The sequence below is a fragment of the Streptomyces deserti genome (assembly GCF_054782695.1).
The window spans coordinates 88,450-111,196 of the sequence record NZ_BAAGRZ010000028.1; the positions used below are offsets into that span (position 1 = coordinate 88,450).

Annotated in this window: 22 protein-coding genes; 8 read left to right on the forward strand and 14 right to left on the reverse strand. The window is 74.1% G+C overall.

Annotated elements, in window-relative coordinates:
• The first annotated feature begins 16 nt into the window (after positions 1–16).
• Together ACYVMZ_RS31995 and ACYVMZ_RS32000 are read left to right on the forward strand one after the other, a co-directional pair.
• Positions 17–1,228, forward strand: a complete 1,212-nt coding sequence (locus ACYVMZ_RS31995; protein WP_461085940.1) for a polysaccharide pyruvyl transferase family protein — start codon at positions 17–19, stop codon at positions 1,226–1,228.
• A gap of 62 nt (positions 1,229–1,290) precedes the next feature.
• A complete protein-coding gene (locus tag ACYVMZ_RS32000; RefSeq protein WP_461085894.1) occupies positions 1,291–2,736 on the forward strand; it encodes an FAD-dependent oxidoreductase in 1,446 nt (481 codons plus the stop codon).
• Positions 2,737–2,920: 184 nt separating this feature from the next.
• Here the strand turns inward: ACYVMZ_RS32000 and ACYVMZ_RS32005 are convergent, their stop codons facing one another.
• From ACYVMZ_RS32005 to ACYVMZ_RS32015, 3 genes are all read right to left on the reverse strand, one after another.
• A complete protein-coding gene (locus ACYVMZ_RS32005; protein WP_461085897.1) occupies positions 2,921–3,577 on the reverse strand; it encodes a dienelactone hydrolase family protein in 657 nt (218 codons plus the stop codon).
• A 94-nt stretch (positions 3,578–3,671) separates the two neighbouring features.
• On the reverse strand, positions 3,672–4,907 hold the full coding sequence (gene thiI, locus ACYVMZ_RS32010; RefSeq protein ID WP_461085899.1) for a tRNA uracil 4-sulfurtransferase ThiI: 1,236 nt from the start codon (positions 4,905–4,907) through the stop codon (positions 3,672–3,674).
• A 139-nt stretch (positions 4,908–5,046) separates the two neighbouring features.
• Positions 5,047–5,523 carry an Hsp20/alpha crystallin family protein gene (locus tag ACYVMZ_RS32015; protein WP_461085901.1) on the reverse strand — a complete coding sequence of 159 codons (477 nt, stop codon included), beginning with the start codon at positions 5,521–5,523 and terminating at the stop codon, positions 5,047–5,049.
• 204 nt (positions 5,524–5,727) lie between these two features.
• Between ACYVMZ_RS32015 and ACYVMZ_RS32020 the strand changes: the two genes are divergently transcribed.
• Positions 5,728–6,183, forward strand: a complete 456-nt coding sequence (locus ACYVMZ_RS32020) for an archease (protein ID WP_461085942.1) — start codon at positions 5,728–5,730, stop codon at positions 6,181–6,183.
• A 278-nt stretch (positions 6,184–6,461) separates the two neighbouring features.
• On the opposite strand, the gene ACYVMZ_RS32025 is transcribed toward ACYVMZ_RS32020, so the two are convergent.
• A complete protein-coding gene (locus tag ACYVMZ_RS32025) occupies positions 6,462–7,904 on the reverse strand; it encodes an RtcB family protein (protein WP_461085903.1) in 1,443 nt (480 codons plus the stop codon).
• 56 nt (positions 7,905–7,960) lie between these two features.
• Here ACYVMZ_RS32025 and ACYVMZ_RS32030 point away from each other — a divergent pair, with 56 nt between their 5' ends.
• Complete coding sequence (locus tag ACYVMZ_RS32030; protein WP_461085905.1) at positions 7,961–9,064, forward strand: CapA family protein; 1,104 nt, start codon at positions 7,961–7,963, stop codon at positions 9,062–9,064.
• On the forward strand, positions 9,061–9,771 hold the full coding sequence (locus ACYVMZ_RS32035) for an MBL fold metallo-hydrolase (protein WP_461085907.1): 711 nt from the start codon (positions 9,061–9,063) through the stop codon (positions 9,769–9,771). The genes ACYVMZ_RS32030 and ACYVMZ_RS32035 overlap by 4 nt, the downstream gene beginning before the upstream one ends.
• Here ACYVMZ_RS32035 and ACYVMZ_RS32040 read toward each other — a convergent pair.
• Positions 9,677–10,612, reverse strand: a complete 936-nt coding sequence (locus tag ACYVMZ_RS32040) for a sigma-70 family RNA polymerase sigma factor (protein ID WP_461085944.1) — start codon at positions 10,610–10,612, stop codon at positions 9,677–9,679. The two genes, ACYVMZ_RS32035 and ACYVMZ_RS32040, sit on opposite strands and share 95 nt — an antisense overlap.
• A gap of 307 nt (positions 10,613–10,919) precedes the next feature.
• On the opposite strand from ACYVMZ_RS32040, the gene ACYVMZ_RS32045 reads away from it, so the two are divergent.
• Positions 10,920–11,372, forward strand: a complete 453-nt coding sequence (locus ACYVMZ_RS32045) for a YbhB/YbcL family Raf kinase inhibitor-like protein (protein ID WP_461085909.1) — start codon at positions 10,920–10,922, stop codon at positions 11,370–11,372.
• 58 nt (positions 11,373–11,430) lie between these two features.
• Here the strand turns inward: ACYVMZ_RS32045 and ACYVMZ_RS32050 are convergent, their stop codons facing one another.
• Complete coding sequence (locus ACYVMZ_RS32050; protein ID WP_461085911.1) at positions 11,431–11,856, reverse strand: CBS domain-containing protein; 426 nt, start codon at positions 11,854–11,856, stop codon at positions 11,431–11,433.
• A 248-nt stretch (positions 11,857–12,104) separates the two neighbouring features.
• On the opposite strand from ACYVMZ_RS32050, the gene ACYVMZ_RS32055 reads away from it, so the two are divergent.
• A complete protein-coding gene (locus ACYVMZ_RS32055; RefSeq protein WP_461085913.1) occupies positions 12,105–13,370 on the forward strand; it encodes an MFS transporter in 1,266 nt (421 codons plus the stop codon).
• Between the two features lie 79 nt (positions 13,371–13,449).
• Here ACYVMZ_RS32055 and ACYVMZ_RS32060 read toward each other — a convergent pair whose 3' ends face one another.
• Positions 13,450–13,878 (reverse strand): VOC family protein, encoded by a 429-nt coding sequence (locus ACYVMZ_RS32060; RefSeq protein WP_461085915.1) that lies wholly within the window; start codon positions 13,876–13,878, stop codon positions 13,450–13,452.
• Between the two features lie 248 nt (positions 13,879–14,126).
• Between ACYVMZ_RS32060 and ACYVMZ_RS32065 the strand changes: the two genes are divergently transcribed.
• The gene (locus ACYVMZ_RS32065; protein ID WP_461085917.1) at positions 14,127–14,486 is read left to right on the forward strand and encodes an STAS domain-containing protein; all 360 of its coding nucleotides are present in this window, start codon (positions 14,127–14,129) and stop codon (positions 14,484–14,486) included.
• 15 nt (positions 14,487–14,501) lie between these two features.
• Here ACYVMZ_RS32065 and ACYVMZ_RS32070 read toward each other — a convergent pair whose 3' ends face one another.
• The 7 genes from ACYVMZ_RS32070 to ACYVMZ_RS32100 form a co-directional block, all read right to left on the reverse strand.
• Positions 14,502–15,701, reverse strand: coding sequence for a right-handed parallel beta-helix repeat-containing protein (locus ACYVMZ_RS32070; protein WP_461085919.1), 1,200 nt, complete (start codon positions 15,699–15,701; stop codon positions 14,502–14,504).
• Positions 15,702–15,903: 202 nt separating this feature from the next.
• On the reverse strand, positions 15,904–17,724 hold the full coding sequence (locus ACYVMZ_RS32075; RefSeq protein ID WP_461085921.1) for an ABC transporter ATP-binding protein: 1,821 nt from the start codon (positions 17,722–17,724) through the stop codon (positions 15,904–15,906).
• Positions 17,721–19,460 carry an ABC transporter ATP-binding protein/permease gene (locus ACYVMZ_RS32080; protein ID WP_461085924.1) on the reverse strand — a complete coding sequence of 580 codons (1,740 nt, stop codon included), beginning with the start codon at positions 19,458–19,460 and terminating at the stop codon, positions 17,721–17,723. The genes ACYVMZ_RS32075 and ACYVMZ_RS32080 overlap by 4 nt, the downstream gene beginning before the upstream one ends.
• Positions 19,457–19,579, reverse strand: a complete 123-nt coding sequence (locus ACYVMZ_RS32085; protein ID WP_461085926.1) for a hypothetical protein — start codon at positions 19,577–19,579, stop codon at positions 19,457–19,459. The genes ACYVMZ_RS32080 and ACYVMZ_RS32085 overlap by 4 nt, the downstream gene beginning before the upstream one ends.
• Positions 19,576–20,382 carry an ABC transporter ATP-binding protein gene (locus ACYVMZ_RS32090; protein WP_461085928.1) on the reverse strand — a complete coding sequence of 269 codons (807 nt, stop codon included), beginning with the start codon at positions 20,380–20,382 and terminating at the stop codon, positions 19,576–19,578. The genes ACYVMZ_RS32085 and ACYVMZ_RS32090 overlap by 4 nt, the downstream gene beginning before the upstream one ends.
• A gap of 46 nt (positions 20,383–20,428) precedes the next feature.
• Entirely contained in the window at positions 20,429–21,436 is a 1,008-nt protein-coding gene (locus ACYVMZ_RS32095; protein ID WP_461085930.1) for a FecCD family ABC transporter permease, read from the reverse strand.
• On the reverse strand, positions 21,433–22,542 hold the full coding sequence (locus ACYVMZ_RS32100; protein WP_461085946.1) for a FecCD family ABC transporter permease: 1,110 nt from the start codon (positions 22,540–22,542) through the stop codon (positions 21,433–21,435). The genes ACYVMZ_RS32095 and ACYVMZ_RS32100 overlap by 4 nt, the downstream gene beginning before the upstream one ends.
• Positions 22,543–22,747: the final 205 nt, after the last annotated feature.

Below are 22,747 nucleotides of genomic sequence, written 5' to 3' on the forward strand. Positions count from 1 at the left end.
GACGGGAGCCACCCGGATGATCACTCCCCCTTCACATCCGCAGCTCGCCCGGTCGGGCCCGCGCATCGGCGTGCTGGGTTCGTACGGCGGCTTCAACATCGGCGACGAGTCGATCCTGACCTGTGTGCTGGGCTGTCTGCGCGCACAGCGGCCGCAGGCCAGGCTGGTCGTCTTCAGCCGGAACGCCGAGCACACCCGTATCCACCATCCGGGTGCCGACGAGGTGGTGGACTGGGAGGGCGTCAGCCGCCACCGGGTCATGGAGACCCTGGCATCCCTGGACCTGCTGGTGCTGGGCGGCGGCGGGATCCTCTACGACGGCGAGGCGCGCCGCTATCTCCGGCTGGTGCGGGCCGCGCAGGAGCGCGGCATCCGTACGTTCGCCTACGCCGTGGGCGCCGGCCCGCTGCGGGAGGCCGAGGACCGGGAGGCCGTGCGCACCGTGCTGGCGGACTTCGACGACGTCGTGGTGCGCGACGAGGAGTCCCGTCTCGTGCTGGAGGAGGTCGGGGTCGAGCGCGACGTCGTCGTCACCGCCGATCCGGCGCTGCTGCTGGAGCCGGAGCCCTTCACCGATGAGATGATGCGCCACGAGGGCGTCCCCACCGCCGCCCGCCTGGTGGGCATGTCGGTGCGGGAGCCGGGCCGGGCGGCCGAGAAGCTGGACGAGGGCGACTACCACGCGCTGCTCGCCGACGTCGCGGACTTCCTCGTACGGCGTCTGGACGCGCACGTGGTGTTCCTGCCGATGGAGCGGCACGACGTACGGCACGCCCACGCCGTGCTGTCCCACATGACGGCGCCGGACCAGGGCCGGATCCTGCACGGCTCCTACAGTCCGGGGCAGGTCCTCGGTTTCATGCGCCACCTGGACCTGGCCGTCGGCATGCGCCTGCACTTCGTGATCTTCGCGGCGCTGTCCGGGCTGCCCGTGCTGCCGCTGCCCTACTCGGGCAAGGTCTTCGACTTCGCCAGCCGCATCGGCGCGCCCGCCCTGGTCGGGGTGGCCCGCGAGCAGGCGGGGCTGCTGCTGGCGGAGGTGGACCGGCTGTGGGACGAGTATCCGCAGCGCCGTACGGACCTGCACTCCCGGATGCGGGAACTGTCCGTGCTGGCGCGGGAGACCTGCACCCGCTGCGGGACCCTGCTCGACGAGATCGACGGCGGGGCGGACACGGCGGCGGAGCAGGACGCCTCGGCAGCCGAGCCCCGGCCGCTGAGCGTGTGAACGTGTGACGCCGCCGAGCCTGCCGGACGTGGCAGCCGAGCCCGCCCCGCGGGAGGAGACCGATGCCGATCCTGGAAGAGCCCCGAGAGAACAGCACGGTCACTCTGCCGCCACGGTCCGCCCGGCACGGCGGCCGGTGCGACGTCCTCGTGGTCGGCGGCGGCCCGGCCGGGTGCGCCGCCGCGGTGGCCGCCGCCGACGCCGGGGCCGAGGTCGTCCTGGTGGAGCGCTACGGGTTCCTCGGCGGCAACGCGACGGTGGCGCTGGTCATGCCGCTGATGTCGTTCCACAACGAGCACAAGCAGGCCACGTTCAGCGAGTCGGGTGAGGACGCCCGGCTGCTGCCCACCGACCACGGCGAGGGCGAGCCGGTCGTCGCGGGGGTGCTGTGGCGGCTGCTGGACCGGCTCATGGGGCGCGGCGGCTGTCTGAAGCCCTCGCCGAGGACCGGGTACACGGTCCCGTTCGACCCGGAGCTGTTCAAGCTGGTGCTGCTCGACATGATGGACGAGTCGGGTGTGCGGATGCTGTTCCACGCCTTCGCCTCCAGCGCGCTGCGGCTGGAGGACGGCTCCGGCTGGCGGGTGGTGTTCGAGACCAAGTCCGGTCCGGTGGTGATCGACGCCGGGGTGGTCGTGGACGGCACGGGCGACGGCGACGTCGCGGCCGCGTGCGGGGCGCCGTACGAGATCGGCCGGCCCGAGGACGGACTCGTGCAGCCCATGACGCTGATGTTCCGGGTCGCGGACTTCGCCCGGCCGGACTTCGCCGACTACGTGCGCGCGCATCCCGACCAGTGGCGCGGCGTGCACGGCCTGTGGGACCTGGTGGAGGAGGCCAGGGCCGACGGCGATCTGCGGCTGCCGCGTGAGGACATCCTGTTCTTCGCGACCCCGCATCCCCGCGAGGTCAGCGTCAACTGCACGCGCGTGAACCGGGTGCTCGGCACCAGCGTGTGGGACCTGACCCGGGCCGAGTACACCGCCCGCCGCCAGATGGCGCAGATCGACCACTTCCTGCGCACCCGCGTGCCCGGTTTCGAGGAGTCGTACCTGGTGCAGAGCGGTGTCCACATCGGCGTACGGGAGACCCGGCGCGTCCTGGGCGACTACCAGCTCACCGGTCACGACATCCTGGCCGCCCGCCCCTTCCCGGACGTCGTCGCGCACGGCGCCTACCCGGTCGACATCCACAACCCGCGCGGTTCCGGCACCGTCCTGAAGCGAGTCCCGACGGGCAGCTTCTACGACATCCCGCTGCGCTGCCTCATCCCGCGCGGGACGGATCGGCTCCTCGTGGCCGGCCGCTGCATCTCCGGCACGCACGTGGCGCACTCGTCGTACCGCGTCATGCCGATCGCGATGGCGACGGGCCAGGCGGCCGGCGTGTGCGCCGCGATGACCGTACGCCACGGACACGGCCCACGGGGCCTGCCCTACCGCCTGGTGCAACGAGAACTCCTGCGCCAGGGCGCCCGACTGCGGATCGGCGCACCAGCGGCGGGCTGACGGCCCGGGGCAGCCGGGACGAGCACACGCGCGCTACTGCCGTCCGCCGCCTGCTACAGCCGGCACGCGGAAGCAGCAGGGCGCATGCCTCGGCCGGCTGACGGCGACGGGCGGCTGCGGGGTGCGGCGCTACGGCCCTCGCGCTGCCGTAGCCCGGCCACCGCCGGAGGCCGGTCGGGCGGTGTCAGCGTGCCGCGGCCCTCAGTTGTTCGTCGCACCACTGCCGGGCCGCGTCGGCGACCTGGTTCAGGGCGCCGGGTTCCTCGAAGAGGTGGGTGGCGCCGGGGACCACGTGCAGGGAGTGCGGGGCGTGCAGCCGCCGGGCCGCCTCCTCGTTGAGGCGCAGCACGTGGTGGTCCTTCCCGCCCACGATCAGCAGTACGGGTGCCCGTACGGCGTCCAGGGCGTCGCCCGCCAGGTCGGGCCGTCCGCCGCGCGAGACGACGGTCAGCACCCGGTCGGGCCGTCCGGCGGCGGCGAGCAGGGCGGCGGCCGCGCCGGTGCTGGCGCCGAACAGGATGACGGGCAGGTCCTGCGTGGCGGGCTCGGCCGCCAGCCAGTCGATGGCGGCCATCAGGCGGCGGCCCAGCAGGGGGATGTCGAAGCGCAGTTCGGCTGTCAGAATGTCCTGCCGCTCCTCCTCTGCGGTGAGCAGGTCGATGAGCAGGGTGCCGAGTCCGGCGGTGCGCAGATCGGCGGCGACCTGGCGGTTGCGCGGGCTGTGCCGGGAGCTGCCGCTGCCGTGTGCGAACAGCACGACCGCCCGGGCGGGGGCCGGCACGTCGAGGTCGCCGGGCAGCGCCCTGCCGTCGGCGGGCACCGTGACCGTCTGGGAGATCATCGGGAGACTCCTCTCCCCCGGGATCGATGAGTGTGTGCTCCCGGCCGCGTACCCGCGATGGGGCGCGGCTCCCACCTCCCGGGCGGGGAGTCGGTCAGGACGCCGCCGCGGACCGCTCCCCGGCCAGAGCCTCGGTGTTCTCCGCCCGGCCCGAGGTCACGCGCAGCAGGCGGGCCTTGGCGAGCAGGTTCTCCACCGTGCCCGCCACGTCCAGCCGCCGCTCGAGCCGCTCCAGGCCGCTCGGGGTGGTGCGGGTGGCCACGGACCGCGGGGCGAGCAGGCTGCAGCAGTCCTCGTCGGGCAGGCGGGAGATCTCCCCGGTGCCCAGCCGGTCCGCCTCCGCCATGATCTCCTCCTTGTCCCAGGCCAGCAGCGGCCGCAGCAGCGGAAGGGTGGCGGCCTGCTCGACCGTGGCCAGGTTGGACAGCGTCTGGCTGGAGACCTGGCCCAGGCTGTCCCCGGTGACCAGGGCGTGTGCGCCGTACTGCTGGGCGAGGCGGTCGGCGGTGCGCACCATCAGGCGGCGCTGGGCGACCACGTGCAGGGAACCGGCCCCGGCCAGGGACAGCTCCCGCTGGGCGTGCCCCAGGGGGATGATCCACAGCCGTGCCTCGCCCTGGAACCGGGCCAGGCAGCGGACCAGGGCGTACGCCTTGTACGCGGAGGAGGGCCCGGTCAGCGGGGCGCCGGTGAAGTGCACGAAGTCGCAGGCCAGGCCGCGCCGCATGGCCCGGTGGGCGGCGACCGGGGAGTCGAAGCCGCCGGAGAGGAGCACCAGCGCCCGGCCGCTGCAGCCGACGGGCAGCCCGCCCCGGCCGCTGTACCGCTCCGCGGAGACGAAGATCTCCCGCCGGTCGACCTCGACGGCCACCTCCACCTCCGGGTGGCCGAGGTCGACCGGCCAGCCGAGCTCCCCGTTGATCGCGGCGCCGATCAGGGCGTTCAACTGGGTCGAGGTGAGCGGGAAGTCCTTGTCCCGGCGCCGGGCCCGTACCGCGAAACGCGGCCGCGTGCCGTCGGGCCGTGCGGCGCGGGCCAGTTCGAGGGCCGCCGCGACCGCCGCCTCGGGCGTGCGGTCCACGCGCAGCGCCGGCTGCACGACGCTGACCCCGATCACCTCGCGGGCCCGGTGAAGCAGCTCCGGCTGGAGGTCCGGCCGGCCGGGGGCGGACAGGACGATCACCCCGCGCCGGCGGCGGACCCGCACGCCCGGGCCGAGGTCGTCCAGGGCGCGGCGCGCGTTGGCGAGCAGCTGTTGCTCGAAGCGCCCGCGGTTGCGCCCCTTGAGCGCCAGTTCTCCGTACTTCAGCAGCACACACGCTTGCCGCATACCTGGCTCCCTCCTTCCTCCCTCGGTACGAGCGCCGGTGTGCTCGTCACCCGACGAGGGGTGCCCGCGCGGGCACCCCTCGTCTTACCCATCGTCCGAAAGGGCACGTGCGGTTCGGCACGTGCGCGTGCCACGCGTTCTAGCCTCTGCCTCCTATGGCGATGCTGCGCCGCCTGGTGGCGCCGGCCTTCGGCAGGAGGACTCGCAGGACGCCGTCGGTCAGTTCCGCCTCGGCCTTCTCGGGGTCGACGCCGCTGGGCAGGCTGGTGCGGTAGAAGAACCGGCCGGCGCGGCGCGAGAGGACCCGGTCCTTGAGTTCGTCGGTCAGTTCGCCGGAGATCCGCAGGTCCCGGTCGTCGATGTCCACGGTGATGTTCTCCCGCGGAATGCCGGGCAGTTCGGCGCGGACCACGTAGGCGTCGTCGGTCTCGTCCTCCTCGACCGCGGGCACCCAGGAGCCGCTCCCCCACACGGCAGTCGCGCCGTGCCCGGGGGTCCGGCCCGTGTCACGCCGGGGGTTGTCGACCTCGGTGAAGGGGTTCCAGTCCCACAGTCCCCAGCCCGGCCGGCGCCGCTCTTCCAGAGGCCCGCCGGTGTGCTGCGCGGGCAGATTCACGACACAACCTCCGTTCCACTCCCGATTCCTTCCGGGTAACCGGAACGCAGGCGTCTGACACCCCGCCCCGGTCCGGCGGTGCCCAGGTGACCACCCTTTGATGTCCCCTTTGATACCTCTTTCAAGGAAGCGCGCGGCGCCCTTGAGCGTCAAGGTCCATCCGCAGCACTGCATGCGTGGCCGATGATCGGGCAGTCGGTTGACATGGTCGGTGACGCGGACGACGACAGGCGGGTACGGCGGCCGGGTACGAGCGGGCACCGGGCGGTGCCGCATACCGCCGACATCCGGATCGAGGCGTGGGCGGCGAGCCGGGAGCACTGCCTGGCGGAGGCGGTGCTGGGGATGGTGGAGTGCTTCGCCGACGTCTCCGGGGTGCGGCCCACCGCCGTGGACCGGGTCCGGCTGGCCGAGGCCAGTGACGACGACCTGCTGGCCACGCTGCTGGACGAGGTCATCTACCGGCTGGAGGTGTACGGCCAGGTGCCCGTGGACGTGGAGGCGGACGAGGCCGACGGCGACCTGGACGTGCGGCTGGCGGTCGCCGGACTGTCGGACGTGGAGATCACCGGGGCCGTGCCGAAGGCCGTGGCGTGGAACGATCTGCACATCGGGCCGGATCCGTACGGCTGGTCGTGCACGGTGACGGTCGACGCGTGAACGGCTGGTCGTGCACGGCTGGTCGTGCACGGTGACGGTCGACGCGTGAACGGCTGGTCGTCCACGGTGACGGTCGACCCGTGAACGGCTGGTCGTGCGCCGTGACGGTCGAGCCGTGAACGGCTGGTCGTCCACGGTGACGGTCGACCCGTGAACGGCTGGTCGTGCGCCGTGACGGTCGGCGCCTGAGACAGGCAGGTATCCGGGCGGACCCGGCCTGTGCCCCTCCCGGGCGGACCGGCCTCTGCCCCTCCCGGGCGAACTCGGCGTCAGCCCTGTCAGCCCTTGACCACCCCGAGCGGCACCAGCCGGGCCACCGTGCGGCACAGCCCGGCGCCCTCGCTCGCGGCCACCACCGCGCTCACGTCCTTGTAGGCCTCGGGTGTCTCCTCGGCCAGGCCCCGCCAGGACTTCGGGCGGACGGCGATGCCGGAGGCCTCCAGCCTGGCCCGCAGTTCCCTCCCGGTGACCGTGCGTGCGGCGCGGTGGCGGCTCAGGACGCGGCCCGCGCCGTGGCAGGTGGAGTGGAAGGCGTCGCCGCCGGGCACGCCGGTCAGCACGTACGAGGCCGTGCCCATCGTGCCGGGGATCAGCACCGGCTGGCCGAACTCCCTGATGTCGGCGGGCAGTTCGGGGTGGCCGGGCGGGAAGGCGCGGGTGGCGCCCTTGCGGTGGACGCACAGCTTGCGGCGCTGCCCCTCGACCTCGTGGGTCTCGATCTTGGCGAGGTTGTGGGACACGTCGTAGACCAGCGACAGACGGGTCCCTGCGGCGCGGCGGAAGATCTGGCGGGCCGCGTCGGACAGCAGCTGGCGGTTGGCGCGGCCGTAGTTGGCGGCCGCGGCCATCGCGCCCAGGTAGTCCCGTCCCTGCGGGGAGTCGACGGGGGTGCAGGCGAGTTGCCGGTCGGGCACGGTGATGCCGTACCGGGCCATGGCCCGGTCCATCGCGCGGACGTGGTCGGTGCAGATCTGGTGGCCGAGTCCGCGCGAGCCGCAGTGGATCATCACGCACACCTGGCCGAGGGCGAGGCCGAAGGCGGCGGCGACCGTCTCGTCGTACACCTCGGCGACCTGCTGGACCTCCAGGAAGTGGTTGGCGGACCCGAGGCTGCCGACCTGCCCGAGGCCGCGGTCCCGCGCCCGCCCGCTCACCTGGCCGACGTCGGCGTCGGCGACCGCTCCGCCGTCCTCGCAGCGGGTCAGGTCGCGCTCCTCGCCGTGCCCCTCCTCGACCGCGTAGCGGGAGCCGCCGCGCAGGATCCGCTCCAGCTGTCCGGGGCCGGTGAGCCGCCACACTCCGCCGGGGCCCGCGCCGCGCGGGATCGCCCGGTCCAGGCCGTCCATGACGGCGGGCAGCGCCGGCTGGAGCTCGCGCCGGTCCGCGTCGGCGGCCAGCAGCCGCACCCCGCAGGAGATGTCGAAGCCGACCCCGCCGGGCGAGACGACCCCGCCCCGGCCGATGTCGGTCGCCGCGACGCCGCCGATGGGGAAGCCGTAGCCCCAGTGCACGTCCGGCATGGCGTACGAGGCGCCGACGATGCCCGGCAGTGTGGCCACGTTGACGACCTGCTGCAAGGACTGCTCGGCGTCGGCGAGCAGGTCGCGGGAGGCGAAGACCACGCCGGGTACGCGCATCGGCGCCCGGGGTGGGATGCGGAAGCGGTAGGGGCGGTCCTCGACCAGGTCCACGGCCAGTTCCATCGCGACCTCCTGCGCCATGCTGCGAGTACCGCGCGGGGGCGGCTCCATGCGCGCGGTCGGCCTACCGTGGAGACATGGGCGGCAGCGTGGTGACGCTGTTCCTGTGCGGGGACGTGATGCTCGGGCGCGGCGTCGACCAGATCCTGGCGCATCCCGGTGATCCGGCACTGCGGGAGGCGTACGTCGTCGACGCGCGGTCCTACGTCCGGCTGGCGGAGTCGGTGAACGGGCCGATCCCCGCGCCCGTTGCGCCCTCCTGGCCGTGGGGCGAGGCGCTTCGGGTGACCAACGGGGTGGACGCTCGCATCGTGAACCTGGAGACGTCGGTCACCCGCAGCGACACGTTCGCGCCGGGCAAGGAGATCCACTACCGGATGCACCCGGACAACCTGCCCGCGCTGACCGCGATCCGGCCCGACGTCTGCGTCCTGGCCAACAACCACGTCCTGGACTTCGGCCCGCCCGGTCTGCTGGAGACCCTGGACACGCTCGCCGGGGCGGGCCTGCGCACGGCGGGCGCGGGCCGCGACGCCGACGAGGCCCACGCGCCCGCCGCCGTCCCCCTGCCCGGCGGCGTTCGCATGCTGGTGTTCGCCCTCGGTGCGGCGTCCAGCGGCGTCCCGTCCGACTGGGCGGCGACCCGGGACCGGCCCGGTGTGGCGTACCTCCCCGAACTGTCGCTGTGGGAGGCCGACGCGGTCGTGGAGCGCGTACGTCGGGCCCGGCGGCCCGGTGACCTGGTGGTCGTGTCCGTGCACTGGGGCTCCAACTGGGGCTACCGCGTCTCCCGGGACCAGGTCCGCTTCGCGCACGCCCTGGTGGACGGCGGCGTCGACGTCGTGCACGGCCACTCCTCGCACCACCCCCGCCCGCTGGAGGTGTACCGCGACCGGCTGATCCTGTACGGCTGCGGCGACTTCGTCGACGACTACGAGGGCATCTCCGGCTACGAGGACTACCGGGACGACCTGCGGCTGGCCTTCCTCGTCTCGGTCGCGGCGGACAGCGGGCATCTGGCCGGGCTGCGCATGGTGCCGCTGCGGGTCCGGCGGATGCGGCTCGAACCGGCACCGGACGAGGACCGCGCCTGGCTGCGCGCGACGCTCGACCGGATCAGCGGCGGGGTGCGGGTGGTCCTGGAGTCCGACGGTGCCCTCGCGCTGGCGCGCGGCTCATGAACCGCCGGCTGCGCCTGACCCTGCTCGGCGCCGGGGCGATGAACTCGCCGCGGTTCGCGCCCGCCGGCCTGCTGCTGCGCTGCGCCGGGCACCGCGTGGCGTTCGACGGCGGGGCCGGGGCCGAGCCGCCGCCCGGCCGGCTGGACGGCTGGCTGGTCACCGACGAGCAGGCGGAACTGCGGTCCGCACTGCGCCGGAGCGCCGCCGAGCGGGGGGTTCCGCTGCGGGCCGGGGACATGGACCTGGAGGACGTACGGGTGCGGTGCCACCCGGTCGCGCACACATCCCATCCCGCGTACGGCTACCGCGTCGAGGCGGGTGGGCGCGCGGTGGTGTGGGCGCCCGAGTTCTGGGAATTCCCTCGGTGGGCCGCAAGCGCGGACCTGATGTTCGCGGAGGCCGCCGCCTGGGGCCGGCCGATCCGGTTCCGGGGCGGCGTCGGCGGCCACGCGACCGTGCAGACCGTCGCCGAGCAGGCCGTACGGCACGGGGTGCGGCGGCTGGTGTTCGCCCACATCGGGCGGCCCGTGCTGCGCGCGATGGACGCGGGGGCACGGCCGCCGGCCGGCGAGTGGGGCGTGGAGGGGCGCACGTACTCCCTGCTGTTCCCGGTCAGCCCGCCCAGGTCAGCAGACGGTCCCGGGTCTCCGGGGCGCGCAGGTGCGCGAGCGAGGCCTTCTCCAGCTGGCGGACCCGCTCCCTGGTGAGACCCACGTGCTGGGCGACCTGCTCCAGGGTGCGGGGCCGTCCGTCGTGCAGGCCGTACCGCAGGCTGAGGATGAGCGCCTCGCGGGGCGCGAGCGTGCCGACGGCCTCCCGCAACTCCTCGGCGAGCGCCTGGTATTCGGCGACCTCCGGGGCCTGCAGCACCTCCGTGTCGGGGATGAGGTCGCCGACGACGGTCTCGCCGGTCTCGTCCACCGGCGTGTCGAGGCTGACCGCGTGCCGCCCCACGCGGCGCAGCCAGTCGACCTTCTCCTCGGCGAGGCCGCTCTCGCGGGCCACCTCCGCGGCGGTCGGCTCGCGCTCCAGGCTCAGCTGCAGCTTCCGCTCGACCTTGGCGAGCTTCTGCAGCTGCTCCACGACGTGCATCGGCAGCCGTACGGTCCGGGCGTGCGCGGCCAGGCCCCGCTCGATCGCCTGGCGGATCCACCAGGTGGCGTACGTGGAGAACTTGAAGCCCTTGGTGTGGTCGAACTTCTCGACCGCCCGGATCAGCCCCAGGTTGCCCTCCTGGATGACGTCCAGCAGGGGCAGGCCCCGGTGGGCGTGCCGTTTGGCCATGGACACCACGAGCCGGAGGTTGGCCCGCACCATGTGGTCCTTGGCCGCCTGCCCGTCGCGGACGGCCTCCTGGAGTTCCCGGTGCCGTTCGGGTTCGAGGCCCGGCTCACCGACGTCGGCCCGGCTCAGTTCCTCCATCGCCTGGACCCCGGCCTCGATGCGCTGCGCGAGCCGTACCTCCTCCTCGGCCCTGAGCAGGGGCGTCGCCGCGATCTGCGCGAGGTACTGGCCGAGCAGGTCCGGTTCCTCGTCGGGCTCGGGGATACGGCTGCGCAGCCGGGCGGTGCGGGCGGGGGCACGGCGGTCCTCGTGCGGGTCGGCCGCCGACGGGTCTGCCGCGGACGTTTCCGCTGTGGACGTATCTGCCGCGGACGTTTCAGCCGCGGATGCTTCTGCCAGGGGAGACATCCTCGCTTCCTCCGTCCCCTCCTGTTGTCCGGACACGGTCCCAAGGACTGCTCCGGACCGGTTCCGGGCCGATGTCCGGCTTTCTTTCCGGAGATCCCTCGGGTACCCGAGGCCGTCGAGGCCGAACCGCATGTCCGGTCCCGGCGGGGGTACACCGGGGCACATGTCCGGCATCGAACTCATCAGTAACGCATTCAACGACCACTCCTTCATCGCACGCCGGTACGCGTACGAGGGAGAGAACGTCTCCCCTCCGCTGACCTGGAGCGGCGTACCGGACGACGCGGCCGAACTGCTGCTGCTCTGCGAGGATCCCGACGCCCCGTCGGGCACCTTCACGCACTGGATCGTGGTCGGCATCGACCCGCGCAGCGGGGGCGTCGACGCGGGCCAGTGCCCACCGGGCGGCACCGAACTCGTCAACGGCTACGGCGAACGGGGCTGGGGCGGCCCGCATCCCCCTCCCGGGGACGAGGCGCATCGCTACTTCTTCCGGCTCTACGCCCTGTCCGAACCGTGCGTCCTGCCCGACGCGCCCAGCGCCGACCAGGTGCACGAGGCGGTCGAGAAACGGCAGCTCGCCAGCGGGACGCTGGTGGGGCTGTACCAGCGCTGACACCGGCGCTGGAACCGGCGCTGAACTGGCACTGCGGGGCGTGCCTGGTCGCGGCGGTTCAGTGGTTGGGCGCGGCCCTGCTGATGTCCGCCAGGGCCGAGTGCGGGTCCTCCGTCGCAGCGAGGTCGCCGAGGCTGACCATGCCCACCGGGCAGCCGCCGCGCTCCACGACCGGCAGGCGGCGCACGGCGTAGCGCCGCATCAGGTCGACGGCGTGGTCGGTCGTGTCGTCCGGCGCGAGGGTCGCCACGGGCGGGCGCGTGCACAGGGAGCCTACGGACGTGGCCTCGGGGTCGCGGCCCTCGGCGACGCCCCGCAGAACGATGTCGCGGTCGGTGAGCACACCGAACAGGTCGCAGTCGTAGGCCACCAGGACGTCGCCGATGTCCTTCTCTCGCATCAGGCGGGCCGCCCGCGCCACCGTGGTCATCGGCTCGACGGACGTCGCGTCCGGCGACATGACGTCCCGTATCCGCCGGGTCATGGGCACCTCCAGGGCTGTGCGGCCAATGTGTTCCGGTCGCCGCGTAGCCCGCACCGGCGGCCGTAAACCGGCCACGGGACGTCGCCCTCGGGTCGGGAGTGCCCCCGCGGTGGCCGGCCGGGAGTGGAACAACCAGTGGTGGTGACTCACCGGCCGATCGGTTGTTTGCCCGCGCGGACCGCTGCTCGCTTTGATGTCCCCCGGTCGACGCGAGGTCGTCCGGGTGGGAGAGCGAGGACGAGCCGGGCATGGTGGGGAGGCGGTCGCTGGGGCGGCGGTTCCGGTGGCTGTGGGCGGCGTACACCGTCAGCACGCTGGGCACGTGGCTCGCGTTCGACGCGTTCCCTCTGATCGCGGTCCTGGTGCTGGACGCGGGGCCGGCCCAGGTGTCGCTGCTGGCGGCCGCGGGGGCGGCGGTGGGGGCGGTGGTGTCGGTACCGCTCGGGCCGTGGGTGGAGTTCCGCCGCAAACGGCCGGTGATGATCGCGACGGACCTGGTCCGGTGCGCGGCGCTGCTGAGCATCCCCGTCGTGTACGCCCTCGGCGGGCTCGGCTTCGCCCAGTTGCTGGTGGTGTCCGTCGTCGTCGCCGCGGCCGACATCACCTTCAAAGCGGCGGCCGGGGCGTGCCTGAAGGAGCTCGTCCCGCGGCGGGACCTGCTCGTCGCGAACGGCCGGTTCGAGGCCACGACATGGACCGCCACCATGGTGGGGCCCCCGCTCGGCGGAGCCGCGGTCGCGCTGTTCGGCCCGGTGACGACGGTGCTCGCCGACGCGGTCAGCTATCTGCTGTCGGCCGGCGGCATCCGTGCGGTCGGCGGCCCGGAACAGCGCCCCGTACGCACCGACGCACGGCGGCCCCGGCCGCACGCCGGCGACCTGCTCGACGGCTGGCGGTACATCCTGGCCGGCCCGGCGCTGCGCCCGCTGTTCTTCAACACGGTCCTCGTCAACGGCCTGATCATGGCGACCTCGCCGCTGCTGGCCGTCCTGATGCTCGCAGACCTCGGCTTCGCACCCTGGCAGTACGGCCTCGCCTTCGCGGTGCCCTGCGCCGGCGGTCTGCTCGGCTCCCGGCTGTCGCGCCGGCTCGTCGCGCGGTTCGGCCGGCACCCGGTCCTGCTCACCGCCGGAGCGCTGCGGGCCTGCTGGCCCCTCGGGCTGGCCTTCGTCCGGCCCGGCACGGCGGGGCTCGTGCTCGTCATGGCCGTGGAGTTCGCACTGATCACCTGCATGGGCGTGTTCAACCCGGTGTTCGCCACGTACCGCCTGGAGCAGACCCCGACGGACCGGGTCGCCCGTACGCTGTCCGCCTGGTCGGCCACCGGCAAGGCCACCATCGCGGCCCTCACCGCCCTGTGGGGCCTGCTGGCCGGCCTGACGGGCCTCCGCACCGCGATCGCGGTGGCCGGCGTTCTCCTCCTGGCCACCCCACTGCTGCTCCCCCGCCGCGACCAGCTCACGGACCGCGACCGCGAGCCGGCCCGGTTGCCCCTCAAGGCGGACGGAGGCTGAACGCAACGGGGACGGGAGGCGTCGGCCACCGGGCCGGGGCGTGGCGGCCGCTCGCCTCACCCCGGCCCGGCCCACCGGCTCAGCAGGCCCCGGGGACTTCTTCCGTCACGCCGTTCAGCGGGGAGGTCGGGTCGCTGCCGTAGGGGCGGGTGATGATCTCCAGGCCGTGACCGGCCGGGTCCGTGAAGTACACGCCGCGCCCGCCGTCGTTGCGGTTGATCCGGCGCGGGTGCCTGCCGTGCGGATCGGCCTGGATCGGGATCCCGCGCTCGACGAGCCGGGCGAGGGCCGCGCCGAACTCGGCCTCGGAGACGAGGAACGCGTAGTGCTGCGCGGGGATGTCGGCGTCGACGGTCGCGAAGTCCAGCGTGACGCCGTTGGCGGTCGTCACCGGCAGGAACATCCCGGCCGGTTCCCCGACCTCCAGTCCCAGGATCTCGGCGAGAAAACGAGCGGACTTCTCCCGGTCGCGGGAGAGAACGATGGTGTGGTTGAACTCGACTGACACGGTTGAATGCCTCCACGGGCATCTCCGCGGCGCCTCCATGCCTCACCCGGCCGGTGACCGACACGCGATGCCGCGCCCCGGATCGTAGACACGCCGGTCCGCGCCGGTCGAGCGGTTTTCGGTCGCACGGATGTTGCGTTTCGGGAGCGGGCCGTACGCGGGGTTGCACCGCCTGGTGACGGCGTTGCATCGTTGGCCCAGCGGCCGGGCCGGGCAGGGCCCTGCTTCCACCACCTCCGAGGGGAACAGTGACGCAAGCCGAAGGAGCAGCGGTCCCCGAACCGCTGGCCATCACACAGGCCGCCACAAGGGACGGCATCACGGTCGTCACGATCGAGGGAGAGATCGACTACACCGTCGGATCACGGCTCGCCGACACCGTCGTGACGTGCATGGACGCCGGGCGGAACACCGTGGTCGACCTCAGCGCGGTGACCTTCATCGACTCCACCGGCATCAACACCCTGGTCGCCGCCCACCAGGCCGGCGGCGGCAACTGGCTGCGCCTGGTCGTACCGCCGGGGCCGGTGCTGCGTGTGGTCCAGCTCGTGGGACTCGACACCGTGGTGGGCTGCCATCCCACGCTCGACGAGGCGCTGAGCGCCTGAATCTGTTGGGCCTGGTCAGAACCGTGCCCCGACGTCCGCCCCGTTCGCGGGACGCAGGAAGGTGGAGGACGGGACGGAGCCGTCGGCGGCCCGGGGGCCAGTGATGGCGCCCGGGTCGGTGCTCGTGAACGACCAAGTGCCGCCGAGGTTCCAGGAGTTGCCGCTGCCGGTGGAGGTGGAGCCCAGCGAGGCGTTGGTGCCGTTGGCCACCGCGAGGTTCTTGGTCAGCGTGCTGGCGGAGCGGTCGAAGTTGAACCCGGTCTTGGGGTTGTCCCAGGCGGTGCAGCGTTCGATCTTCATCCGGCCCGGGTTGTCGTTGTCGACGAAGCCGCCGGCGGAGTTGTCCCACGCCATGCTGTTGCGGACGGTGTGATCGGCCGCCACGCCGTTGCCGCCCATCTTGAACCCGTTGCCGTCGCCCTGGTAGTCGGGCAGGTTCCACCGGTTGAACCCGTTGCCCCAGGCGAGGGTGTTCTCGACGAGGATCGGTGACGCGTCGAACATCCACAGGTCCAAGCCGTCGTCGGCGTTGTTCCACAGCCGGGCGCCGCGCACGACGTTGCCGCTGCCGGATCCCTCCTTGACGGCCAGACCGTCGGCGCTCTCGCCGTTCTTGCGCGGATCACGGTTGCCGTGACTGTCCAGGTCGAGGATCTGGTTGTGGGCGGAGGAGCCCTGGAGGTGGAACCCGGACTCGTAGTTGTCCCGGGTGACCAGACGGTCGAAGACGGTGTGGTTGGTGTCCAGACCGAAGACGCCGTACGGGCCGTGGATGATCTCCAGGCCGACCAGCCGCCAGTGGTCGCCCTCGATGTGGATCGCGCCGCGCTGGGCGCGCGGGATCGTCGAGCCCACGGCGCCCGGCGTGTACGGCATGTTCTCGCCGTCGATGACGACTCGTTCACCGTTGTGGCTGCGCAGGGTGATGGGCCGGCTCGACGTGCCGTTCTTGAGCAGCTGGATGTTGCCGCTCGGCGCGTACGTCCCCCCGCGGACCAGGATCGTGGACCCGGGCTGCGCGAGGTCCACCGCCCGCTGGATCGTCTTCAGCGGTGCGGCCAGGGTCCCCGGGTTGCCGTCGTTTCCGTTGGTCGCCACGTATAACTGGTTCACGTCCGCGGACGCGGCGTGCGCCGTGCCGACGGGCAGTGCGACGAGCGCGCCGGCCAGCAGGCTGAGCAGACCGGCGGAGGTGGGGGCGGGCTTCAGGCGCATCGCGGGGCTCCAAGGGCGTGAGGGAAAGCGGTGAGAGAAAGCGCTTTCTGGCGAAGCTAAGGGCGCTGCTCTGAGCACGTCAATGTCCGTGCACGTGATTGCCGATCGTGATGATGAACGCAGGTGCCCCCTTGAGGCAGGTGCCCCTTTGGGCGCAGGTGCGTGTGATTGCTGAACGCGCGTGCTCCTCGCGACACCCGCTTCAGTGCGGGGCGACGGCCAGCACGCGCCGGAGGGCGCTGTCCTGGCGGGCGGTCAGCTCCTCCCAGGTGCCCTCCTCCGCGATGCGCCCGCCTTCCAGGACGGCGATGCGGTCGGCGCGGCGGATGGTGGCCGGGCGGTGGGCGATCACCAGGGTGGTGCGGTGGGTGTCCTTGCCGAGTGCGGCGGCGAGCTCCGCGTCGCCGGTGTTGTCCAGGTGGGCGGTGGTCTCGTCCAGGACGAGGACCCGGGGCTGTGCGAGCAGGGCGCGGGCGAGGGCGATCCGGGCGCGCTGGCCGCCGGACAGGGTGGCGCCGCGCTCGCCGACCAGGGTGTCCAGGGGAGCGATCCGGTCGACCCCGCACAGGCGGGCGGTTTCGGCGAGGAGGTGCTCGTCCGCGTCCGGGGCGGCCAGGCGCAGGTTCTCGGCGAGGGTGCCGTGGAAGAGGGGGGTGTCCTGGCCCACCACGGCGACGGCACGGCGGAGTTCGGCGTCGGCCACGTCCCGGAGGTCGACGGGGTCGCCGGTGCCGGGGAGCAGTTGGACGGCTCCCTCGGACGGGTCCCAGAAGCGGGCCAGCAGGTGGGCGCAGGTCGACTTGCCGGTCCCGGAGGCGCCGACCAGGGCGACGGTCCGGCCTGCGGGAACCGTCAGATCGAGGCCGTCCAGGACGAGTCGGCCGCCGTAGCCGAAGCTCACCCGGTGCAGCCGTACGGCCAGCGGACCGGAGGGCAGGCCGCGGGGCGCGGCGGGCGGCGGGGCGAGCGCGGGGGCGGTCAGGGCCGCGTCGACGCGGGCGGCCGCGGCGCGCAGGGACACGGCCTGGCTCAGCGTCCTGGCCGACTCGGCGACCGGGCCCAGCACCGACAGGGCCAGCGTCATCGCCGCGGGAACCCAGGCGCCGTGCAGCCGCCCGGCGGTGGCGGACTGGGCGGCGGCCGTCACCACGCCGAGCACCGCGACCACGATGAGGAGGTCGCGTACGGCGGCGGCCAGGGCCTCCCAGGTGGCCTCGGCGCGCTGGGCATCCCCGACCCTCCGGCCCTGTGCGGCGAGGCGGCGGCGCCGTTCGGTCAGCCCGCCGAAGGCGAGCAGTTCGCGCAGCCCGTCGACGGCCTCGACGGTGTCGGCGGACAGCTTCGCGGCGGCCGACCGCGTGCGGGCCCCGCGCGCCGCGCGTCCGCGCGCGTCGGCGAACGGTGCCGCGGCGAGCAGCGCGGCGACCGGCAGCACCGCCGCCAGCAGCCAGGGCTCCGTCGCGGCCAGGACTCCCGCGCCTCCGGTGAACACGACTCCCGAGGCGAGGAGTTGGGCCGTGGTGTGGGCGTAGAAGAACTCCAGCGCCTCCACGTCGGCCATCGCCGTGGCGGCCAGGTCCCCGCTGCGCCGGCCGGCCAGGCGGGCGGGGGCGCTGCGGGCGAGCCCGTCGAAGACCCGCACCCGCAGCTCGGCCAGCACCCGGTAGGCGAGGTCGTGCGAGAGGTCCATCTCGCGCCAGGTCATCAGGGCGCGTACGAGGACGAGGACGACGAGGGCGGTGACCGTACCGGCCGACGGGGCACGGGCCTCGATGACGGCGGTTCCGACGGTGTGCGCGGCGAGCGTCAACAGCGTGACCAGCGAGCCCTGTTCGAGGAGGGCGGCGCCGCAGGTGCGCGTCATCATGGCCCGGTGCCCGGCGAGGGCGGGCAGGAGGGCGCGCAGTGCGCCGCGAGCGGGCGGCGCCGCGTCGAGGGTGCCGGTGGTGGCGGTGCCGGTGGTTCTGCGATCGGCGGCTTCGGTGGTGCCGGTGGTGGTGTCCGTGCCTGTGGTGCCGGTCATGCGGCGAGTCCTCCTTCGTACGTCTCGCCCGCCCTGACGAGCCGCGCGTACAGGCCCCCTGCCGCGACGAGGGTGGCATGGTCGCCGACGGCGTCGACGCGTCCGCCGTCCAGGACCACGACGCGGTCGGCGTGCCGGGCGGCGGCGAGCCGGTGGGCGACCACCAGGACGGTCCGGCCGCCGGCGGCGTCGAGGAGTTCGCGGACGATGTCCGCCTCGCGGCGCTCGTCGACCGCGCTGGTGGCCTCGTCGAGGACGAGCACCGGGGCGTCGGCCAGCAGGGCCCGGGCGAGGGCGAGCCGCTGGCGCTGGCCGCCGGAGAGGGTGGCGCCGCGTTCGCCGAGGACGGTGGCGTAGCCGTCGGGGAGGGCGGCGATCTCGTCGTGGACGCCGGCGGTGCGGGCGGCGCGTACGAGCTCGTCGTCGGTCGCGTCCGGCCGGGCCAGGCGCAGATTGTCGGCGATGGTGGCGTGGAAGAGGTGGGTCTCCTGGGAGACGACGGCGATGCCCTGCCGCAGTGAGTCGAGGGCGTAGGCGGCGACGTCGCGGCCGTCGACGGTGACCCGGCCGTGCCGCGGGTCGTGGTGTCGCAGGAGCAGGGCGAGGAGGGTGGACTTGCCGGCGCCCGACGGGCCGACGAGCGCGGTCGTCCGTCCGGCCTCGGCGGTGAAGGTGACGCCGCGCAGCGCGGGCGTCTCGGCGCCGTCGTAGGTGAACTCCACATCTTCGAAACGCAGTTGGGGCGGGGACGGCCACTGTGCCGGTACGGTTCCCGGGTCGGCGACCGCGGGCTCGGCGGTCCGCAGGGCCATGAGCCCGTCGGCGGCCGACACGCCCAGGTATCCGGCGTGCCACTCGCGGGACAGATCGCGCACCGGCCGGAAGCACTCGGAGGCCAGGAGCAGCACCAGATACGTGCCCGTCGGCGCGAGTGAGCCGGTGACGGCCGACCAGCAGGCGAGCAGCGCGGCGGCCACGACGCCGCCCTGGATGGCGAGGTCGGTGAGCCCGGTGTCGACGAGCGACACGCGGAGCTTGGCGACGGTCGCCCGGTGCAGCGCCGCCGACCGCTCCTCCAGCCGCTGCCGGGTGCGCCCGACGGCGCCCGCGGCCCGCAGCGCGGGCATGCCCTGCAAGGCTTCGAGATAGTCGGCGCCCAGTGCTTCGTACGTGTCCCAGTGCTCCTTGCCCCGCCGGGCGAGCAGCCGGTCCCAGGCGCGCGGCCCGGCCAGGGCGAGCAGCAGGGCGGGGACGAGGCCGAGCAGCACGGCCGGTTCGACGACCGCCAGGGCGGCGAGCAGCAGGGGCGGCACAGTGAGGGTGATCAGGAGCTGGGGGAGGTAGCGGGAGACGTAGGCGTCGACGCCCTCGACCCCGTCGACGAGGGTGGTGCGGACGGCTCCGGCGCGGGCGGTGGTCAGGTGTGCGGGGCCGAGCCGGCCGAGGTGGGTCAGGAGTTCGTCCCGCAGGGTCACTCTGACCCGGGCACCGGCACGGGTGGCGGTACGCCGTTGCAGGAAGCCGAGGCCGGCGCGGGCGGCGACGGCGCCGAGGACCGCCCCGAGGAGCGGCGGGAGCCGGCCGGTGTCGCCGCGGGCCACGTCGGCGAGGGCGTGGGCCAGCAGCACGGCCTGCGCGAGGTGGGTGAGGGTGACGGCGCCCTGCAGGAGGGTGGCCGCGAGCAGGGGGCGCCGGGCGTGCCGGGCGGCGCGGCGCAGCTCGGGGTGGACGATCACGAGGTCCCCTCCTGGCCGGGCTGGCTGGTGCGCGGGGGCGGGCCGTGGACGATCCGGTCCCGGCGCGCTGCGGCGCCCGCGTCGGCGATGGGGCCCTGGCCCGCGGACCGGGCCGTCATGGCGCCACCCCGGTCAGAGGGTGGTCCGGGTAGCACACCGGCCAGCCGCCCTTAGGGTCCCGGCCGACCCGGCCGGCCACCTTGAGGACGTCGGCCAGCAGCCCCGGGGTGACGATGTCCTTCGGTGTCCCGTCGGCCACCACGCGGCCGTGCCGCAGCGCGACGATCCGCTCGGCGAACCGGGCGGCGTGGGCCAGGTCGTGCAGCACCATCACCACGGTGAGGCCGCGTTCCTCGCGCAGCCGCACCACGGTCTGCAGCACGTCGAGTTGGTGGTGCAGGTCCAGGTAGGTGGTCGGCTCGTCGAGCAGCAGCACACGGGTGTCCTGCGCGAGCGCCATCGCGAGCCGGACCCGCTGCCGTTCGCCCCCGGACAGCGCGTCCACGGTCCGCTCGGCCCACTGTTCCACGCCGACGTCGCGCAGGGCCCGCCGTACGACGGGATCGTCGCCCTCGCGGAGCATGCCGAGCGGGCCGCGGGCCGCGTACCGGCCTTGCCGGACGAGCTGACGCACCGTCATACCGGGAACGGCCGGGGCCGACTGGTGCAGCAGCGCGACCCGCCGGGCGGTGGCCCGCCGGGAGAGCCGGGCCAGGTCGTCGCCACCGAGAAGGACACGGCCCTCGTCGGGACGCAGCAATCCGGCGGCCAGCCGCAACAGGGTGGACTTTCCACAGCCGTTGAGGCCGATGAGGGCGGTCAGCTCGCCGGGTTCGACGGTCATGTCGACGCCGCGCAGCACGGGTCGGCCCGGATAGCCGAAGTGGACGCCCTGGACGTGGATCCCCACGGGGTCGGTCATGCTCTGTCCTTCGTCGACATCAAAGACCTCAAAGACTTCGGAGACATCAGAACGTCCGGCTCGGCGCACGGCGTACGACGATCAGCAGCAACGCGGCTCCCACGCAGGTGGTGAGCGCCCCGACGGGCAGGGTCAGCCGCCCGGCGTCCAGCGTCACCGCCAGCAGCCGTGAGACGAGTTGCGCCGCCGCGTCGGCACCGCACACCACGGCCGCCCCCACCAGGGCGGCACCGGGCAGCGCCGCCCGCAGGTCCGCGCCGAACACGGCCGTCGCGAGGTGCGGTACGAGCAGCCCGACGAAACCCAGCGCCCCCACGGCGGCCACCGCACCCGCCGTCAGCGCCACCGCGCACAGCAGGGCGAGGCTGCGGGCGCGCCCCGCGGAGAGGCCGGCGGCGGTGGCGATGTCGTCCCCGCAGCGCAGCAGGGTCAACGGGCCCGCCAGCAGCCAGGCGGCGGCGCCCCAGGCCAGCGCCCAGGGCCACAGCAGGTGCCAGTGCTGCCATACGCGGCCCTCCGTCGTGCCGACGAGCCACTGGACGACACTGCCGAGTTCGCCGGGGTCGACGAGCAGCACCATGGCGGTGAGCCCGCCCAGCACCGCCGACACGAGCACGCCGTGCACGGCGGTCTGCGCGGGGTCGCTCCGGCCGGGCCCGGCGAGCAGCCACAGCAGCGCGGCCCCGGCACAGCCGCCCACGCACGCGGCGACGACCACGGCGAGGGGTGATTCCCATCCGGCCAGTCCGAGACCGGTCGCGGCGACGGCCCCGAGCACCGCCCCGGGCGTCACACCGGTGACCTCGGGCCCGGCGAGCGGGTTGCGCAGGGCCGACTGCAGCACCAGGCCCGCGACACCGAGGCACGCTCCCGCACCCAGGGCCACCAGCAGCCGGGGCAGACGGAGTTGGAGCAGGATGTGCCGTTCGGTCGCGTCGCCGCCCCCGCCGAGGACGTCCCAGACCGCGGCCGGGGACATGCCCCGCCCGGCCACGACTTCCACACCGGCGCACACCAGGACGACTGCGGCCAGCACACCGAAACGCCCGCTCATCCCGTCTCCCCCGTACCGGTCGCGTCCTTGAGCGTCTCTGCCGTACCGGTCACGCCCGTGAGCGTTTCCCCCGTACCGGTCGCGCCCTTGAGCGTCTCTGCGGCCGTTCCAGTCGCGCTGGGGAGGCGCGAGATGCCCGAGGGAACTTCTCCAGGATCGACTCCCGCTCGCCGGCCGCCGGACCGGAGCAGGGCGACCCCGGCGGGTACGCCCAGAAGGGCCGTCCAGGCGCCGGCCGGTGTCTCCACGGGCGCCAGCGCCAGCCGGGCCGGGACGTCGGCCACGGCCACCACGGCGGCACCCCACGCCGCCGACCAGGGCAGCCAACGCACCGCGTCGCCATCGGGGTTGAGCCGTCGCGCCAGATGCGGGGCGAGAAACCCGACCCACGCCACCGGCCCGCACACGGCCGTCACGGGCGCGATCAGGACGACGGCGATGGCCAGCGCGGCGAACCGGGCCCGCTGGACGCGCACGCCCAGCGCCTCGGCGTCCTCGTCCCCCAGCCGCAGCACCGACAGCACCGGCGCGCACAGCACGAGCGCGGGCACCGCCACGAGCAGCCAGGGCCACAGGCCGAGGACGTCGTCCCAGGTGCGGGCGGACAGGGAGCCGAGCAGGTAGCGGTAGATCAGCTGGAGGTCGAACTGGTCGGCCATCACCATCAGTACGAGCAGTGCGGCCTGGAGTGCGGCGGCGACCGCCGCGCCGGTGAGCAGGACGGCGGACGGGCTGCGCCCCAACCCGGCGGCGAGCAGGGTGAGTCCGCCGCCGAGCGCGGCCCCGCCGATGGCCAGCAGGGGCTGGACGGCGGCCGGGATCGACACGGCCAGCACCAGCGGCGCGGCCACCCCGAGCGCGGCCCCCGAGGACACGCCGAGCATCTCCGGGACGGCCAGGGGGTTGCGCAGCGCCTCCTGCAGGACGAGCCCCGCCGCTCCCAGGCAGGCCCCGGCGACCAGGGCCAGCAGCAGGCGGGGCACGCGGAGTTCGCCGACGACGATCCCGGCGAGCGTGGTGTCCCCGGCCAGCAGGGCACCGGGCAGCCGGTGCGGCGGGACGTAGGGCGTTCCCAGGCTCAGCGCGCAGGCGGAGGCCGCCGTCAGCAGCACGAGCAGGGCGGGGAGTTGCCACCGTGCGCCGGATCGTGCGCGGCGTACGGTCCGCTGCTTCGCCGGGGCGTCACCCGGTGTCGTGCCCGTCGTGGTGGGCGTGCTCACCGCAGGGCGGCCGTGGCCTCGTCGAGGACGATGCCCAGCGATCGGGTGCCGCGTCCCTTGGCCCACACCTCGGAGTTCACCTCGTGGACGG

What these genes read in the sequence shown, in the direction of transcription:
- ACYVMZ_RS32030 (WP_461085905.1), top strand. Translation starts at nt 7,961, where the DNA reads ATGGGCGGCAGCGTGGTGACGCTGTTCCTGTGCGGGGACGTGATGCTC.
- ACYVMZ_RS32025 (WP_461085903.1), bottom strand. Translation starts at nt 7,904, where the DNA reads ATGGCGCAGGAGGTCGCGATGGAACTGGCCGTGGACCTGGTCGAGGAC.
- ACYVMZ_RS32005 (WP_461085897.1), bottom strand. Translation starts at nt 3,577, where the DNA reads ATGATCTCCCAGACGGTCACGGTGCCCGCCGACGGCAGGGCGCTGCCC.
- ACYVMZ_RS32085 (WP_461085926.1), bottom strand. Translation starts at nt 19,579, where the DNA reads ATGACGGCCCGGTCCGCGGGCCAGGGCCCCATCGCCGACGCGGGCGCC.
- ACYVMZ_RS32075 (WP_461085921.1), bottom strand. Translation starts at nt 17,724, where the DNA reads ATGACCGGCACCACAGGCACGGACACCACCACCGGCACCACCGAAGCC.
- ACYVMZ_RS32090 (WP_461085928.1), bottom strand. Translation starts at nt 20,382, where the DNA reads ATGACCGACCCCGTGGGGATCCACGTCCAGGGCGTCCACTTCGGCTAT.
- ACYVMZ_RS32000 (WP_461085894.1), top strand. Translation starts at nt 1,291, where the DNA reads ATGCCGATCCTGGAAGAGCCCCGAGAGAACAGCACGGTCACTCTGCCG.
- thiI (WP_461085899.1), bottom strand. Translation starts at nt 4,907, where the DNA reads ATGCGGCAAGCGTGTGTGCTGCTGAAGTACGGAGAACTGGCGCTCAAG.
- ACYVMZ_RS32050 (WP_461085911.1), bottom strand. Translation starts at nt 11,856, where the DNA reads ATGACCCGGCGGATACGGGACGTCATGTCGCCGGACGCGACGTCCGTC.
- ACYVMZ_RS32020 (WP_461085942.1), top strand. Translation starts at nt 5,728, where the DNA reads ATGGTCGGTGACGCGGACGACGACAGGCGGGTACGGCGGCCGGGTACG.
- ACYVMZ_RS32045 (WP_461085909.1), top strand. Translation starts at nt 10,920, where the DNA reads ATGTCCGGCATCGAACTCATCAGTAACGCATTCAACGACCACTCCTTC.
- ACYVMZ_RS32070 (WP_461085919.1), bottom strand. Translation starts at nt 15,701, where the DNA reads ATGCGCCTGAAGCCCGCCCCCACCTCCGCCGGTCTGCTCAGCCTGCTG.
- ACYVMZ_RS32095 (WP_461085930.1), bottom strand. Translation starts at nt 21,436, where the DNA reads ATGAGCGGGCGTTTCGGTGTGCTGGCCGCAGTCGTCCTGGTGTGCGCC.
- ACYVMZ_RS31995 (WP_461085940.1), top strand. Translation starts at nt 17, where the DNA reads ATGATCACTCCCCCTTCACATCCGCAGCTCGCCCGGTCGGGCCCGCGC.
- ACYVMZ_RS32055 (WP_461085913.1), top strand. Translation starts at nt 12,105, where the DNA reads ATGGTGGGGAGGCGGTCGCTGGGGCGGCGGTTCCGGTGGCTGTGGGCG.
- ACYVMZ_RS32035 (WP_461085907.1), top strand. Translation starts at nt 9,061, where the DNA reads ATGAACCGCCGGCTGCGCCTGACCCTGCTCGGCGCCGGGGCGATGAAC.